This window comes from Parundibacterium terreum (genome assembly GCF_014636315.1).
In the GTDB taxonomy this organism is placed as follows: Bacteria; Pseudomonadota; Gammaproteobacteria; order Burkholderiales; family Burkholderiaceae_D; genus Undibacterium; species Undibacterium terreum.
In genome coordinates, this window is the sequence record NZ_BMED01000004.1 from 162186 (window position 1) to 179654 (window position 17469).

The window sequence follows — 17469 nt, forward strand, 5'->3', positions numbered from 1 at the left end:
CAGACTCCATAACTTGCCCAGGCAGTAGATGGCAGCTTACTGGCCCGTCGCCAGCAGTGCGTTGCCAGCAGTGATATACAGCGTAGTACCGGAAATCGCCAAGCCGACCGGGTTCCATAAGCCGCCTGGGCCTGCGCCCAATTGCGTGCCGCTATTTGTGCCGGAGCCTAGATACCTGCTCACTGTACCTTGCGGCGTGACCCTGAGAACGGATGCGACGCTATCGGCAAGGAAGAGATTGCCGCCCGCATCTAATATGATAGCCCCAGCTGCCGGTCCGGGAATCGTGGCAAGGACAGTATCAGTTCCTTGCGGCGTGACTTTATGCAATGTCGAATTCACCGGCGAAGTAACAACCGTGTACACGGCGCCTTGCGAATCGATAGCGAAATAGTTGCTATTGGTGGTTTGTCCGTTCAAAGTGAGATAGGGCATGAGTTGGCCGGTGCTGCTTAATTTTAGGACAGCGTTGGCGCCAGTTAAGACGTAGATCGTTCCGCTGCCGTCTACTTCGACGTCGTTCAAGACCACGGGGTCAACCGTGCTATACAAGGTTGACACCGCGCCGCTTGGGCTGATCTTCTTGATGGCTTGCTGAGTTTGCACAACTCCCGGTTGGGGAAAGGTGACGCTATAGTCGATGGCAATGATGTTTCCCGCCGGGTCCATCGCCAGAGAAAACGCGCTGGTGAAGCCAGCCTGTGGCCCGCCTTTGACGAAAGTGCTTACCACGCCTGCCGGAGTAATTTTGCGTATCTGGTCTACGTGCGCTTCGTAGAGATTACCGGCTGCGTCAGCGACGATCTTATGCGGTCCGCGAAATTGTGCGAGCTGGCCAGCGCCATTCTGATCGCCGCTGACGATGTCCGTGCCTGCCAAGGTGCTGACTACGCCCGTAGACGAAATTTTGTCAATCGCAGTGAAGTTGCCGAAGACAATATTGCCTGAGGAATCCAGTGTCATGGGCCGTTCCCATAATTTGGTGCTTGGAGGGTAGTAAGGGTTGCCAGAAAAATCGTTATTGGCGATCACTGGAAGCGGCATGGTGCTAACCATTTGCCCTTGCGGAGAGATGCGCGAAATACCACTGACGCCATCGACGAGGACGAGATTACCGCTCGCTTCCATCATAAGCTGGCTTGGGCAGTGCACAAGATTGGACGTTGGGGCTACGATGCTGCTGACCGTGGCGTTCTTGTCGATCTTGCGTATGGCGCCGTTGATGCAATCATTGACAAACAGATTGCCCGCGCCGTCGACCATGATATTGGACGGCTGGCCAAACAGCGCGGCGCCGCCTTGACCGTCGGCGTATCCGGTCACCCCCGGTTTGCCCGCGAGCGTGCTGACAGCTCCTCCTGGGCTAATCTGCAAGACGAGCGGTTCCTGGAGGTAGGTATTGTTGACCCAGCCGTCCTGCACGGTGAGATACAGATTACTGCTGGCTTTGTCGAACGTAAGCCCGGAAAAAGTCCCATAACGGAGGTTGTTGGCGACCGTGGTTACGGTGCCCGCTGAAGTGACCTTGCGGACCTGACCGCAACTATCTATGACGTAAATATCGCCGTTGTTGCCCGCGGCCAGGGAACTGATAGGCCCGAAGCTGACGGTAGCTCCGCTTCCGTCTTTGCACAAGAGGCCCGATTCAGGATCCCATGGTCCGCCACCCGCGAGCAAGCTAACTTGTCCTGATGGCGTGATTTTGCGGAGGACCATACCTTCCACGACGACTGTGTTACCCAGCGAATCAATGGCTACTTTGCCGGCATTACTGAAACGTGCGGCGCCGGCAAGGCCGTCAACGTAGCCTGGGCTACCGATATTGCCCGCAACCAGGCTAAGGTGATTTGCCACACCGGACAGGGTTCCGATGACGGGCCCGCCGACACCAGGAGCTGTGCCCCCGCCCGCAGGAGTGGAACCGCTGCTGCTGGAAGGCGATGCGCCACCCCCGCCGCCGCAAGCGGCCAGCAGTAGGGAAGTACTAACGCAAGCCAACAGAAGTTGGGAGCGGATGAAGAAGGTGCGTGCAAAGGGTGCGCGTAAGCTCATGTGCGTGAGGAAAGAATAGGGAATGCACATTGTAGCTTAAATGACATGAGTTATTGGCAAGTGACGAACGCTTTGTGCCGACAGGCTTTGAACGCAAGAGCGTGGCTGGAGAAACTCGTAAAGTGCCACAGAAGTTGAGATTTCTGCCACAGAAGCTGAGATTTTTGCCGCAGAAGTTGAGATTGGATAGAAAAGGTCAGCCACGGAGGTTGGCCTTTTCTTTTATAAGGAACAAGTGTTCGTTTGCGCGCTGAATTGACCCACTCCGTTTGACTCTCCCTCCACTGTCTGGCGAACGCCGCGACCCTGTCGTAAGACCCTTTAAATCCTAAATTGATCAGCTCCTCGCGGAGCTGCTTAAGGCTGCGCCTCTGCTTGCGGAATTTGGCTGCCTCGGTCTTGAGCCAGCCTGAAAGCTGGAAGGCGTATGCATCGATGGCGCTGGCGGATTGGCGCTCCGCATAGACGGGCTCGGTGATTTCCGAGCGCAGGTAGCGCCGGACGGTGTTGCGAGAGATGCCGAGCCTCTTGGCAATTTCCCTGAGCGGGACCTGGTCACGAAGGTGCCAGTGTCTGATTATTCCTAGTAATGCCACGTCAATCACTCCGATCCCCTACTCATTCTGATGAGTAGGATTGTGTGCTAAACGTGGGTCAATTTTCGATGCAAATTATGCGGCAAAGTGGGTCAGTTTTCGGTGCAAATCAACAGCTAGCCAACATTGGAGAAACGTCACTCAGGGAATTCAAGCACAACTTTTGTTTGTAAATTTGGCAAAATGCAAATGAATTGCTGATTTGCAACGTTGCAACAAATATATTGACAATTGTTGATATATCAATTTACATATTGAAATATTTTAATAGAAATGCAATGTTTTGGCATGGCTTTTAAATTCCCGATAACCATATCGGAGACCGTAACTTTATGCCAGATGTGCTACGAACTTTCAGAATTCTGATTAACCTCATTTCAATATTAGGGATGGCAATGCGCGAACAATTCAGAAAGCTAATTCAATTTGTTGCCAATATCCCTAAATTTTGGTCTTTACCCACAACATACAAACTACCCAGATTAGAGAAGTATCTGGGGTTGACGATAATCGCCTTGCTCGGATTTGGTGTACATTCAAGCAGCAGTGCTGCTAAGGCACCAAATAACATTCAATTCCCTATTCTGTCTGATCGAGCACTAAGCTCTGGATCGTTTTATATCCAGGCGACAGCGACTTCCGCGCTTCAGGTTTTCTTTTCAAGCAGCCCTTCATCTGTCTGTACGCTTTCAAACCAGGAGTATGACCCCGATGCTAATGGTTTGTCGGATGCAATTGTCACACTGGTCGGTCCTGGAACTTGTTCTATCACAGCGACTTCCGATGGGGATCTTAACTTTTTTGCACCATCGCCAGTTACTCGATCGTTTGTAGTAACGGGTGCGCTGGCGTCGCAAACAATTAATTTTGGATCACTAAGCGATCGAATTTTCCCTAGCTCATTTACTGTTGCGGCCACTGCCTCCTCCGGATTAGCGGTTAGTTTTTCGTCGAATACATCGGGGGTATGTACAGTATCAGGATCAACCGTTTCGTTAACCGCAGCAGGAACTTGCAGCATTGTTGCAAGCCAAGGCGGCAATGGAAGCTACAGTGCCGCGTCACCCATAACTCAGTCTTTTACTGTCACAGCTGCGCCGTTAAACTCGCAAAGTATCAGTTTTGGTGCTATCGGAAATCAAAATTATCCAGGCTCGCTATCCTTATCTGCCTCTGCCAGCTCGGGACTTCCTGTTACCTTCACTTCAAATTCATCGAGTGTCTGCACGGTGAGTGGTTCTACTGCGACTTTCGTAGGCGCGGGAACTTGTAGCATCACGGCTAGCCAATCCGGAAACAGTAGCTATAGCGCAGCGACTCCTGTGACGCAATCATTTCAGATTTCTTCCGTTGGGACGCCAACTCCTATCGTCTCTCTAACTTCGCCGACAAATAATATAGTCCTTTCCTCCCCAGGCTCAATAAATTTATCTGCCACCGCCAGTGAACAGGGAGGAAGTATTAACAGGGTTGAATTTTACAGCGGCTCCAGTTTTATCGGGACTGGGGTATTGGGGGGCGGGGTTTATAGTTTTAATTGGTTGAATATTCCATCTGGAATATATTCAGTAACTGCGAAGGCTATCGATTCTATTGGCGGTTCCGCAACCACTGCACCAGTCACGGTAACGGTGAGTGCATCGGCACCTACATTTAGCGTGACCAGAAATCCTTATCCATTAGTGGCTGGCAAAAGTTACACCGTCACCGTAGCGACAACCAATGCGACCAGTCTTTCCTACATCTGCACAGCAAGCGGCACTGGTTTTTCCGGAACAGCAAGCTCACCGGTAAACAATACTTCAACCGGAACAGCTGATCCATTGTGGGTTGGATATCCTTCTGCTTGCGCCTGGACGGTTATTGGGCCCGGGGGGACGACTACATACAATGAGACATTAACGACAGTTTTAGGGGTGGACAATTCCCAATTTGTTTCTCAAGTTGTACCGACAACAATGGTAGCCAAACAGGTCTACGATGTGTCTGTGACTATGTTGAATACGGGAACAACTACTTGGACTGCAGGTGATCAATACAAACTTGGAGCTTCGAATCCGCAAGACAATCGATACTGGAACACAAGTAGCCGTGCAACTCTTTCCGGCCCAGTTCCGCCGGGACAGCAAGGTGAGTTCAAATTTCAAGTCATTGCACCCACAGCACCGCGGACATACAATTTTCAGTGGCGGATGGTACAAGAGGGGGTAGCCTGGTTCGGTCCAACTTCTACTAACGTACCGGTTAATGTGACTGCTGCGCCGCCAGTCGGTGCCGCTTGTCTTGCGCAGACACCAAGTAGCGGCAGTTATACAGGACAGATTAGTGGCGGAGCCGTAGCAGGTGATAATGTCTTAGGATACTCAACGAGTTCCTCGGTGAGTATGGCAATCGTGCATGCGGGCCTGGTTCAACCGGGCGTACCCGCAAATATTATCATCACGCCACTTGATACCGTATCCGCGTTTAATGGGACGACAGCCAACGGTATAACTTCTGTAGCGTCTGGATTAGGCTGCGGGATGCGATTGTCAATTGCGCCGATTTCTATCTCGCCACCAACCGCAACCTTAAGCGCGAGCCCTTCTAATGTAAGAGTTCCAACAGGAGGTGCTGGCACTATAAACTTTACCGGTAGCGGAGTGGATGTCGATGGAAAAATTGTCAGACTTGAGATTTTTCAGGATGCAGGCAACGGTACCTATCAAAGTAAGGCAATACAACTTGGGGCCACTAGCAGCACGTCTTTGTCCATTAATTATACCGCTTCGCTTCCTGCTGGTACTTACCGCTACAAGCTGAGAAGTACGGATGATGGGCAGAATGAGACGGACACGACTCCTGTCATAGTCAATATAACAGATAGTGCACTTCTAGGAACTGTTAGTGGAGTGCGGACTAATGCCATCGGCAACCCTGAGTTAGTCGGTTGGACCTGTCAAGACGGCATCAGTCAGGGTTTGGTTTATAGCGTGTATCTTGATTCTCCACCTGCGTTGGGCGGCACGCTACTGACGTCCGGCATTGCGAATATTGCTACTGAATTAGATAACGCTACAGTGCAAGCGCAATGCCATACGCCGGGAGCAGGTCATCATTTTGTGGTGGATCTGAGCAGCTATACCGGTGCCAATGTTGGTAAATCAATTTACGTGCAAGCACAAACAGGTAATGGCGGAACAATTATCCTTCCCTGCGCCGACAACAACTGCACGATGCCAGGTAGCTTGCGCATTGCATTGACGACTCCAGCGAATGGTGACCGCTACACGGCACCGGCAACTGTATTTGCCCGCGCAGTATTAAGTAACGGGACAGGCCCTTACGATGAAATCGCTTTCAACATTAATGGAGTGTGGATTCCAGGGCAGGCAGATACTGCGGCGGGGGCTTATTTCGCCAGCCTAGCCAATCTGCAAAGCAGCTCTACGCCATATATCGTCTATGCCAAAGTTCGCCAAGGTAGCACGACCATTTATTCGGTTCAAAATCAAATATATGTCGATTCTAGCTCCGGCGTAAGTTTATCCCTCACCGCGCCCAGCAACGGAACAACGTTGAGCATGGCAACGCCTATCTTGTTGTCGGCGACATCCTCTTTACAGTCTGGATCTTCAATAACCTTAGCAAGTGTTAAGTTTTACGCGAATGGTACTCAAATTGCGACCGGCACAAATAGCAATGGAATTTGGAGTGCGCAATGGATCGCCGCTCAATCTGGGAATACGGCAATTATTGCCAAGGCCTTTGACGGAAGCGGTGTCCAACTTGCCCAGTCAGGAGTGTCGACTATCACAATAAGTGCTGGTACTGGACCGAGCTCTTCAACGCCTTTACCAGTTTCAATTACTCCACCACACCTTGGCAACCCTGATGCTGGAACGTTGGCAGGGACTCTGAGCGTCGACAATGATGGCGCAAGTACCTTTAGCTTGCCTTTGGTCGTGCCCTCTGGTCCTGGGGGAATGATGCCAACGTTATCGCTCAACTATTCTAGCCAAGCTAGTAACGGCATGGTTGGGCTAGGTTGGACCTTGGGCGGCCTCTCTACGATTCACCGTTGTGCCAAGACAATTGCACAAGATGGAGTGCCGGGGCGTATTAACTTTACTAATTCGGATCGTCTCTGTCTAGACGGCCAGCGTCTTGTACGAGTTGATGGCACTGCTCCGGCGGCGAATACAACTCAGTACGATGACTATTACTGGGCTACCACTGCTGAATTTCGTACAGAACAAGAGAGCTTTACTCGTATAACCAGAACATCTATCGGTTTTACTGCGGAATTTAAAGACGGGAAAACCCATTATTACGGTAACACATCGAACAGCGTAATTCTTGCAAGTGGACGCCCCGGATCTGATGTACTTCTGTGGGCGTTAGGCAACATATCAGACAGGTCGGGTAATTTCATTACCGTGGAATATAATCAGGATGCGACTACCGGAGAATACACGCCAAAACAAATACGTTATGGCGGGTTTTCCGGCTCCATTCGTTCGGATGTTGATTTGGCCGTACGATTTGTGTATGAGGTACGTCCAGATGCACAAATCCAGTATTTCGGTGGGGCTCGCAACGATTTGCGTACACGCCTGATTAACATACAGACTTACACTGGAACCGCTGTAAATGGCAGCGGTGGTAGCTTAGTACGCGATCATATTATTCATTATACGACTAGCGCCACCAGTGGTAGAAGCTTGGTAGATTGGATGCAAGCTTGCTCTATAAATCCAAATACTCAAGTTTCAGAGTGCCTACCAAAGACTACTTTTGATTGGGGTAAAGGTACTAATCCATCGTGGAAATCTGTACCCTTTGATTCCCAACCATGGCCCACTTTTACTCAGGGTGCCACGCAAAGATTTGAGGGAAATCTCGATGGCAGCGGTCGAACATCATTTATTAGTGTTCAAGATCAGGGAAGCTACTTCACAGGAACTTTGCGGATTCGCCTTCCTAATGGGCAAATCTTTGATCGGAACATCAATCTCAATTCGACGCCTACGAAGCAATTATTTATTGGCGATTTGGATGGCGACGGTCGAGATGACTTGGTTTTTGGATTCCCAGGCGTGCCAGGTGGATTGTATTGTCTCTCCGTGCCATTGTCGGACGGAACCGTCGATTTTAACTGCGCACCTCTTCCAAATAATTTGATTGATACGATGGTTGATCTGCGCAATGAAAAGCGCATGCACCTCGTCTCTTTCAACCAGTCAGGCTTTACCGATTGCTCATTAGTGAACGGGTCCGTAACATGCACTACGAAGCCGGTCAGTGGACAAGTTCCTCCATGGAACCCTAATCCACAGTACATACCTCAACCAATTCCTGTCGATTTGAGCAAACATGATGTGTCTGATTTTTATCGACTATATTCTACTGAAGAGCCTGCCTTAGATCCCGCACATCCAAATGTGCCTTTTTGCTCACAAATCAGCGGTCCCTGCGATGTTATTGCGTACGTCAATAGTTGTATCAACTCGTCAAACGGTTTAGCTTGTAACAATATCACAAGGCTTCGAGCAGACGCAGGTGCAAATGGGCCATTTTTGTCAAAAACGGCCATCATAGGTGATGTGAATGGCGACGGGCTTACAGATTTTATCTATAAGACTTACAACAATGGAAGCCAGCGAAGCGTTCCTGTGCCAGCCGGCGGCTATTCTGTTGGGAATGATTTGAACATGACTACCTTTGTCTGCTTAAGTTCAGAAACAGGGATGGATTGCAAACAAGATACTGGAATAAACGCATACTCTCTAACCGCATTTGACCCGGAGCGGCTTGCCACGGACGCTAACCGGAGTACGTTAGCTGACTTAACTGGTGATGGCGTAAATCGCCTGTTTTTTACTTACAAACCGAATCCGCCTGACGTTGATAGTGCTAAATCGGTGTTGTGCCGCTATACCATCAACGGATTTTCCTGCCAGGAGTTCGCTTACTCTGAGGCGGGCGGACAGTATGCAAAGTTAGTTTACCTGGATGATAGTGGGATACCCACTTTTATGGCCTTCGATATACGTCGACCTTCAGGTGTGCCCAACAACACGTGGTCAGCGTCTAATCTTGCTGATTCTCCTGCTGTAGATAAGATCGTCGGCGTAACCAATGGAATCGGTCAAAGAGATGAAGTGGACTATGCACGTGGCGATAGCCCAGGCGTCTATAGCCGCTTCGTTCAAATCAATGGTGTCGCTCAAAGACCAACCTATCCCCAAGTGTCACGATCACCTGGAGTAATAGTCAAAGAACTTCGCAGAAGTACAGGAAATGGTAACTGGATTCGTAGCGATTATCACTACGAAGGTGCCTTGAGCGATGCGACTGGCCGTGGCTCATTGGGATTTGGTTTAGTGCGAGTTACAGATATTCGCCCAAATGGAAATATAGTAAATACCTCGCTTTTGGCACAAACTTATCCATTTACTGGCATGCTAACTCACAGTACCAGTGTATACGGTGGCACTGTCCTTAATGACACGTCAAACACGTTAAGTCAGCAACTCCTCCCTCAATCCAATGGAAGTAGCACCGTCTTAGCCCATGTATCCCATACTGATCAACTACATAACGACTTAAATGGCAGCTCTTTAGGCACTACCACCATCGAGAATGCATATACAGATGGATGGGGCAATTTGACCCAACAAACTACGACCATGAGCGGGGGCGGTAAAACTTTTAGCACGCAGACGACTACAGCGTTTAATAATATCGTCAGCGACACGTGGTTGATCGGGCTCCCCAATACAGTAGTAACTACCAAGTCAGATAGCGAAACTGGGAATGCAAGTCGAAATACCAGTTTCACTTATTTCGCTGGAACACCGCTGTTACAAACAGAGACAGTGGAAGCGAATACTTCTCGGCAGGTAATTACTACGTACGCGCGACATAAAACTGGTTGGGAGACGACGAAGAGCCAATCATGGATTGATCCGAACACACAACAACTCTCCGGCAGGATTCTCTCAGATACAAGCTATGACTCAAAGGGACGATTTCCTGTGCTTGTAAAAAATGCACTTGGTCAATCTGAGACTCGCAGCTATTACGCTGGCACTGGCATTCAGAAAAGCTTGACTGGACCGAACAACCTTACTACGAGTTGGTTAGCCGACGGATTTGGCCGCATTAGTGGTGAGCAGCGCGCTGATGGTACTTATGATCTCCTCTACCAGAAGCAATGTAGTAGTGACTGTCCACCTTATGCAACGGTGGCAATAATAAAGGATACATTCGGTGGAGGGGCAAATTTTGCTGGGGGTAGTCGTATGCGTGTCCCTCTGATTGTATATAACGATAGTGCTAACCATGTCGTTCGAAACATGACTTGGGGATTTGACGGAAGCCCTATCTACAAAGATCAGACCTATGACAGCCAAGGCCAATTAAGCGATAGTTATCAATCTCGCTTTGGCACAGGAAATTCGTATTTGGAGCGGCATCAGGAATATGATGATTTACAACGTATAACCAAAGTGACTACTTTCGATGAAGGTGGACAACCTCAATACACTGCCACCAACTATCAAGGACTAGTAAACGTAGTTACCAATCCAAAACTACAACAACGAACTAACACGTTGGACGTATTGGGCAGGGCTGTGCAGGTGGTAGATTCTATGAGTGGAAGCACGAACTTCCGTTATGAACCATTCGGTAACTTGAATTACACCAAGGATCCAAATGGCAATGAAATATCTGTTCTCTATGATAATTTAGGCCGTAGAACAGATTTGAACGATCCCGATCTGGGTCATATCCATTATGACGTGGACCCACTTGGCCGTACTTGGAGGCAGGTTACCCCTAATCAACGAGCTCAAAGTAAAGCGACAACATTTGAATTCGATGCACTGGATCGTATGGTTGCTCGTCATGAGAGCGATCTTGAAAGCCGCTGGATTTATGACGCAGCAGCTAAGGGAATTGGCAGTCTGACCGAGGCTTATACCTTCATATTAGGGAGCAGCACTAAAGATTATGATCGGGTGCATACATACGATAGCTTAGGGCGGCCAAGCCTTATTACACAGCTTATTAATGGCTATAGTTTTACCAATCTTCCGGAGTACGATATTTGGGGGCGACTAATAAGGAACACTTATCAGCGCGCTAGCGATACTGCAAAAGTGTATGACAGTCGATATAACGGAACCGGGTATCTGGCGCGAATCGAGCGTGGTGCTCAAGTGTTGTGGCAGGTGTTATCACAAGACGCGGCGCAACGTATTACTTCGGCATTGCTCGGCAATGGCCTTACTGATTTTCGAGGCTACAACGTTTACAGTGGGCGCCTCGAAAACGGCAGTGTTCAGACAACGACTAATACCACTCGTGTATTAGAGAGTTACCACTATGATGCAATAGGAAATGTTACGCAGCGAAGTCAATACTGGGATAACGGAGGCTTTGATGAGAGCTTTAGCTATGATGGCCTTAATCGCTTGTCTACTAGTCAGGTTGGTAGTAAGCCGTTGCTGAATTTTAATTATGACGCTGCGGGAAATTTAAAAACCAAGACTGACCTAGGTACCTATACCTATCCAAGCCAAGGCAGCGGATCAGCTCTTCCGCATGCGGTATCTAGCATTAGTGGGATCCCGGGAACATTTTCGTACGATAGCAACGGAAATCTTCTGAGCGGAGCGAGTCGAACGGCGACTTGGACCAGTTTTGACATGCCACTCCAGATCAATCGGAATGGTAACTCCGAAAGCTTTGTATATGGCCCCGAGCATCAGCGCACTCGCCAGAACCGAGGCGACGGCAGCACATTAGTCTACGCCGGTGCTCAAGAGGTTGAAACTAAAACTGGTATTACGACAATTAAGACATATTGGCCCTTTGGTCTAGGCGTTGAGATTGACCGCGGAGCTTCTGCGACTGAGTTTGATTGGTTTCATAAAGACAGGCTTGGCAGTCCTATAGCGATTAGTGCAGCAGACGGTACTTTGTCGGAGAAGCTGGCGTATGACGCATGGGGACGCCGGCGCACTTTAGACGGTAGTGGACCATTAGATATCACTGCGCCACATGTCGACAATAAAGGCTTTACTGGTCATGAAATGCTAGATCAGGTCGAATTGGTGCATATGAACGGCCGCGTATACGACCCAATTGTTGGCAGATTTGTGTCTGGAGATCCATTTATACAAGATGCAACAAACGGCCAGAACTATAATCGATACAGTTATGTTCTCAATAACCCTACAAATCTGACGGACCCGACGGGATTCTGGGATGAACCTCCCGAGGACTGGCTTCAGCAGGATGGCTGGAGAAAAACCATATACATGTCCGATAAGAGATATCAGGAGGCACTTGATCGCGAAAAAAAATCTGGCGATGACAAAGGTAAGGCAAACAATCGAGACATTACTCAAGGGCCTGAATCGAAGCAGAATCCTCGCTATTCGCAAGCGACAGACAATGGAACTAAGAACTGGACTGACGGTGAAACACGAAACATGACTGGATCGCAGGTCGTCAATAGCATCATCGATGGTGTTAAGGGGGACCCTTTATATCAGACGGTTGCCTCGATTGTTATCACTGGAAAGAAACTGAGTATTGATGCCTACAATTGGGCTTGGGGTGATGCGCATGACAGCGCTTTGGCCAAGCAAGATCTATGGGCAAATAAGATTCAATATGCCAATAGCATAATGGCACTCGGGATGATGGGGCGCGGTGGGATGGCCTCAGCAAAGAACTACTTCCGAGGAGCAAAGTCAGGAACAAATCCTAGTTTTGTTCCAAAACCGGGGGAGTATAAAGTCGACCCAGTGACTGGCTTCGTTAAGGATACCCATGGAGTGTCTGTCTTCAACAATGCTGAAAGTGTACTTTCTAAAGGCTATGATCCATATCAGGTAGATTTGAAATCAATGCCGGATTCGCTGCGAATTATTCAGCGTGGTGCTGATCCATATCATTTCGAGATAACGCCCAAACCCGGAGCTAATTTGACGCCGCAGGAATATATTAATGCCTGCACCAGCATCGTTTGCAAATGAACATAGGAAGATGATTTATGCATGATTACAATTTGAGTCTCCCGGAAGATTTCGAAGACTATGAATGGGAGGTGACCGCTAAAGGATATTTTTCGGAAGCGTTCCTGACGGTTGCGAAAATTCGCTATCGGTTGAATTTTTATGACGCAGTTAGGCTGCAACAGGAAGTTGACAGTACCCTGGAATCTGGCACGATGTTCTTTGAGCCTAATCTGCTTGTGATAAAAGCAGTGGATAAAGTGAAGATTGAAGAGGCGGTAGAGTTGTTGGTACGTTCAGGCCAAACTCGTTTCCTGCTGCCAGAGTAGCTTTCGATACAGGCATAGGTCGGGCTGGCAAGAGGAAAGGCCAGACGATGTATTGTTGCTTGTTGATTTACTGAGATTACCCGATACCACGATCGGAGCACACTAGCATTTCATCCATTTTGTGTGCGGAGACCTGCTATGGGCGTTGACATCCCCGGAATTGAATTAGCGAAGCGCATGTTTCAACTTCACGGTGCGGATTGGGGAGACAATTATTGCATCATGCTAAGGCAATACGCGCAGATGCTCAGCGTCGTCCGTTACCCAAGCTCGCATGTTATCGCCATGAAGGCCTTCAGTTCGGTGCATCAGTGGGTCGATGCTCCCAGAAAAGGGGAATCGATGTGTGCTTAATCAGCACACATTATGTTAGTCATTTTGTTAAGATCAATAGAAATAGCGCTAATGACGCTACAGCGGCCGTTGAAGCCGCCAGCTATGCGGCGATGTGTTTACTCCAGAGAAGTAAATTGAGTGGCAGGACTGTTCGTTTACGCGCCGAACTGCCCCCTCCGTTTGCCCCTTCCTGCAGTGTCCGGCGAACGACACGACCCTGTCGTATGACCCCTTAAATCCTAAATTGATAAACTCCTCTTGGAGCCGCTTGAGGCTGCGTCTCTGCTTACGGGATTTGACCGCGTCTGTCTTGGCCGGCCTGAAAGCTGGAAGGCGTATGAGTCGATGGTTCTAGCGGATTGGCGCTTCGCATAGGCGGGTTCGGTGAGCAGGTAGCGCCCGACGGTGTTGCGGGAGATGCCGAGCCTTTTGGCGATTTCCCTGAGCGAGGCTTGGTCACGAAGGTGCCGGCGTCTGATTATTCCTAATAATGTCACGTCAATCACTCTCATTCTGAAAGTAGGATTGTGTGCTAAACGTGGGCCAATTTTCGATGCAATTTATGCGGCTAAGTGGGTCAGTTTTCGGTGCAAATCAACAAAAGGGCATGGATTATCGTCGGCTTGCTGCTTGGGCTTGCTGTCTGGATTGCATTTTGGACATACGATGAAAGCAGAGCGCTTGGCCGCGTCGAAAGACGTATCGACAAGCTGCGCGCTGAGCAACAGAAGTCCGCTATTCCTTAGCATCGTATGAATCGCATACCGCAAAACCTCTCGGATAATGTATTTTTTCAACTCTTCCAAGCGAATCAAAACTTAATCCAGATGTGAAAGTCTCCGCCCCGAGGCTTTGACAATTTGACCGCCTTCGCGAAACTTCATCTGTTGGAAACTGTTACCAGTAATTGGCCTGGCTATATGAGCCGTTTTGAAATAAAAGGAATCGTGTCTTAGCATCGGCTTACTTTGCATTCAAAAGTGACTAACTCAGAAAATCTCATCTTCTTTGGCAAAACCGTGGAAAATCTCATCTTTCATGGCAATCAGTCTCACCTTTCGTGGCAATTTTTCTTGAAAAGTACTATTTTGAGCTATTCTGGTCTCACCTTCTGTGGCACTTTACGAAACTGTCAGGTTTGCGCAGTCCTGGCTATGCCGGTGTGGCAGGCAAAACCTGCCTCCAGTTGAAGGCGATAGCAAGCGAAGGTAACGTCGATACTATAAAGACATGTGCGCAAACTATACCCCCGACAGAAACGAACGCAGCCAGGAGCATTTTGGTGTCTCCTTTGAAGCGCTAGATGAAAGGCCTGAGGCCTTCCCAACAAACCTGGTTCCAATCGTCCGGCCAAGTGCAAAGCCAAACACGCTTGAGGTGATTCATGCTTGTTTTGGGATTGTTCCGCACTGGGCAGAATTGAAGCTGGCCAGGCAGACCTACAATGCCCGTACTGAGACCGTTGCCACGAAGCCCTCGTTTCGTACCGCGTGGAGAAAAAAGCAGTTTTGCATTATCCCTGCGGCGAATTTCTTTGAACCTTGCTACGAAACCGGCAAGTCGGTTCGCTGGAGGATCTGGCATGCCAAAGACAGGCCTTTCGGCATTGCTGGAATTTGGGAAGTTAAGCCGGACGGTCCCGACGGCAAGCCTGTTGCGTAAGCCATCTATTGAATACCGACGAACAAGAATGCTTGCACTCCCAGACCGCACACCACGGACGCCCATGCGAGCAGCCTGGGCTCCGCGCATGTCTTCCGCTTTCTAAAAAGCTGAAGGTTGAGGCCTTGAGAACCTGCCGTTTTAGAGTCGTTCTGCAAAAACGACGCGATTCTGGAGCGGTCAGGGGCGGACTAATTTTCTTCCTTAAGATTCAGCCAAACCGCCATATTCTTAAATCGTAAACTCCAATCGTGCTTTTTTCTAAATGCAAAAATTTCGGTTTCACCGAATGAGGAGTTCGACTTTTCAAGCCACAGCTTTTTCCAATCGCTTCCCGGTTGAATGAGAGTGACGCCAGGTTCAGAAGTCCGTTTGGTCATGCTACCAAAATTGGTGGTCCAAATAGGAACCCCTAGTGCACGCAATTCGTAATATTTGATGGGGTCGACCGATTCAGTAAGTTGATTGTGTACGAATGGAATAAGGCCGACTTTAAAGTTTTGGCAATATGCAATAGCCTCAGCAACAGTGCATGCGGGAAGAAGTTCAATATTTCGCGGTAAATTCGCTGGCACATAGCCAGCTCTAGGCCCAATCAGTTGAACACATATATTAGGTAAAGCTTCGGCGATTTCGATCACGAGACCCCAGTCGAACCAAGATGCAATGGTCCCAACGAAACCAATAATCTCTCTTTTTTGTTTAATCTCTGAAAAGAACGGTAATCGCTCCATGTCATATCCGTTTGGGATGACACGGATTGACTTTTTGCGATCCAAGACAGCCAATTTAGGGACGAGCGATTCCTCGCTGCAAAACAAGTAATCGCAACCCGCCACCAAGTATTTTTGGACTTGTTCCATGGAATAGCGCGATATTCCATTATAGAAGGCTGGGAAGTCGTCCATAACATCCATGAATTTCGCGCGCGGTTTAAGCGATTTTATCGCCCACAGCGCTAGTTTACTTGGGCGCCCAATTCCCACATCCCAGTTTTCGTCTATGTTTAGTTGCCGAATTTGTGACTTAATATTGCGCCAAACAAGTAGATCATTAATGGCGCTAAGGACAGGTATCGGTTCGATCGGAAGACTTTGCGTGCGCAGTACGTGAAGTCCCGAAATGAGGGGCTCGGCAGCATGACGCTCGCTGGCTTTACTTCGTTGCATAAAATCTGATAAACGAGGTAGGCGTGTTATTGTGGGATCGATCCAATAAATTTCTTCGTACGTATTTTCTAGCAGAGCCCGAACCATGTAATGTGGTCGCTGCCAATAACTTTGGTACGGAACTGGCGCGAAATAAAGTAATCTCATGATCCGCTTAACGCTTGCTTTAAGACTTGAGTGATTCGTTCGCTTGCGAACCCGTCCCCATATGGAGAAACACCTTTTGCCATTTGAGAATAATATTCAGGGTCGTCGAGCAGTCGCTGAGCCTCTGAAACTATATCTTCAAAATCTGTACCGACAAGTTTTACAACCCCGTAATCAACAGCTTCGGGGCGCTCGGTTTCGCGCCGCAGTACTAAAACAGGTTTTGCCAGAGCCGGCGCCTCCTCCTGCACCCCACCAGAGTCGCTCAAGATCAAATAGGCTCGCTTCATTGCGTTGACGAATGGCAAGTAATCAAGCGGCTCACACAGATGGATACGTGAATTATCTCCCAATAGCTTGTAGGCGACTTCTCGGACGTTTGGATTTGGATGTACTGGATATAGAATCTCGACATCTTGGTTATTTTTAACCAAATGCAACAAAGCTCTGCAAATTTCCTCAAATGGCTTGCCGAAGTTCTCACGGCGATGAGATGTAACCAATATGAGACGCTTATTGTCGTTAATGGGAACATCAAGTGCCCCCTCTTTCTTTGATACACTAAGAAGTGCATCAATGACAGTATTGCCAGTCATGTAAATTGACTCCGGCGAAATGCCTTGCCTAACTAGATTTTGACTGGCTCCATCAGTTGGTGCGAAATGCCATTTTGCGAGGTGCCCAGCGACCACTCGGTTCATTTCCTCCGGATAGGGATTCCAAATATCGCCGGTCCGTAGACCGGCCTCAACATGGCCAAACGGAATTCGATTATAGAAACAGCATAATGCGACGGCCATCACAGTCGTAGTGTCGCCCTGTGCCAGAACGGCATCTGGGCGCTCTTCTTTAAAGACTATATCCAACTCGGTAAGTAATTTCGCAGTAAGTGAAACCAGCGTCTGATTCGGCGCCATTACATTGAGATCTCTATCTGGTGTGATCTTAAATAATTTAAGAACTTGATCAAGCATCTGCCGATGTTGGGCAGTCGCTAATACTTTGACGTCGGCCCAGGACTCTTTCAAGAGACGTTGAATAACCGGGGCCATTTTAATGGCCTCGGGTCTTGTTCCTACTACACAAATAATTTTTTTCATATACATTAAATTGCTTAATCTGCTGCAAGCATTCCTACGATTAAGCGGTGAGGATATTTCTATAA

8 protein-coding genes are annotated in these 17469 nt (G+C 48.7%); 4 read left to right on the forward strand and 4 right to left on the reverse strand.

Annotated features, from left to right (window positions below):
* Positions 1-36: 36 nt before the first annotated feature.
* Both IEW12_RS19195 and IEW12_RS19200 read right to left on the reverse strand, forming a co-directional pair.
* On the reverse strand, positions 37-1854 hold the full coding sequence (locus IEW12_RS19195) for an NHL repeat-containing protein (protein WP_188567719.1): 1818 nt from the start codon (positions 1852-1854) through the stop codon (positions 37-39).
* Between the two features lie 248 nt (positions 1855-2102).
* Positions 2103-2657: a helix-turn-helix domain-containing protein gene (locus IEW12_RS19200; RefSeq protein ID WP_371874558.1), complete on the reverse strand. Its 555-nt coding sequence runs from the start codon at positions 2655-2657 to the stop codon at positions 2103-2105.
* Between the two features lie 386 nt (positions 2658-3043).
* Between IEW12_RS19200 and IEW12_RS19205 the strand changes: the two genes are divergently transcribed.
* The 4 genes from IEW12_RS19205 (at position 3044) to IEW12_RS19225 (ending at position 14988) form a co-directional block, all read left to right on the forward strand.
* Entirely contained in the window at positions 3044-12682 is a 9639-nt protein-coding gene (locus tag IEW12_RS19205; protein WP_188567720.1) for a SpvB/TcaC N-terminal domain-containing protein, read from the forward strand.
* A gap of 17 nt (positions 12683-12699) precedes the next feature.
* Positions 12700-12990 carry a hypothetical protein gene (locus tag IEW12_RS19210; RefSeq protein ID WP_188567721.1) on the forward strand — a complete coding sequence of 97 codons (291 nt, stop codon included), beginning with the start codon at positions 12700-12702 and terminating at the stop codon, positions 12988-12990.
* A gap of 138 nt (positions 12991-13128) precedes the next feature.
* Complete coding sequence (locus IEW12_RS19215; RefSeq protein WP_188567722.1) at positions 13129-13344, forward strand: hypothetical protein; 216 nt, start codon at positions 13129-13131, stop codon at positions 13342-13344.
* Between the two features lie 1212 nt (positions 13345-14556).
* Complete coding sequence (locus tag IEW12_RS19225; RefSeq protein WP_188567724.1) at positions 14557-14988, forward strand: SOS response-associated peptidase family protein; 432 nt, start codon at positions 14557-14559, stop codon at positions 14986-14988.
* 191 nt (positions 14989-15179) lie between these two features.
* Here IEW12_RS19225 and IEW12_RS19230 read toward each other — a convergent pair whose 3' ends face one another.
* Both IEW12_RS19230 and wecB read right to left on the reverse strand, forming a co-directional pair.
* Positions 15180-16157, reverse strand: a complete 978-nt coding sequence (locus IEW12_RS19230) for a glycosyltransferase family protein (RefSeq protein ID WP_188567725.1) — start codon at positions 16155-16157, stop codon at positions 15180-15182.
* 143 nt (positions 16158-16300) lie between these two features.
* Positions 16301-17410 carry a non-hydrolyzing UDP-N-acetylglucosamine 2-epimerase gene (wecB, locus tag IEW12_RS19235; protein ID WP_188567726.1) on the reverse strand — a complete coding sequence of 370 codons (1110 nt, stop codon included), beginning with the start codon at positions 17408-17410 and terminating at the stop codon, positions 16301-16303.
* Positions 17411-17469 lie beyond the last annotated feature (59 nt).

Coding starts and splice junctions, on each gene's coding strand:
- IEW12_RS19205 (WP_188567720.1), top strand. CDS start 3,044: ATGCGCGAACAATTCAGAAAGCTAATTCAATTTGTTGCCAATATCCCT.
- IEW12_RS19210 (WP_188567721.1), top strand. CDS start 12,700: ATGCATGATTACAATTTGAGTCTCCCGGAAGATTTCGAAGACTATGAA.
- IEW12_RS19215 (WP_188567722.1), top strand. CDS start 13,129: ATGGGCGTTGACATCCCCGGAATTGAATTAGCGAAGCGCATGTTTCAA.
- IEW12_RS19225 (WP_188567724.1), top strand. CDS start 14,557: ATGTGCGCAAACTATACCCCCGACAGAAACGAACGCAGCCAGGAGCAT.
- IEW12_RS19230 (WP_188567725.1), bottom strand. CDS start 16,157: ATGCAACGAAGTAAAGCCAGCGAGCGTCATGCTGCCGAGCCCCTCATT.
- wecB (WP_188567726.1), bottom strand. CDS start 17,410: ATGTATATGAAAAAAATTATTTGTGTAGTAGGAACAAGACCCGAGGCC.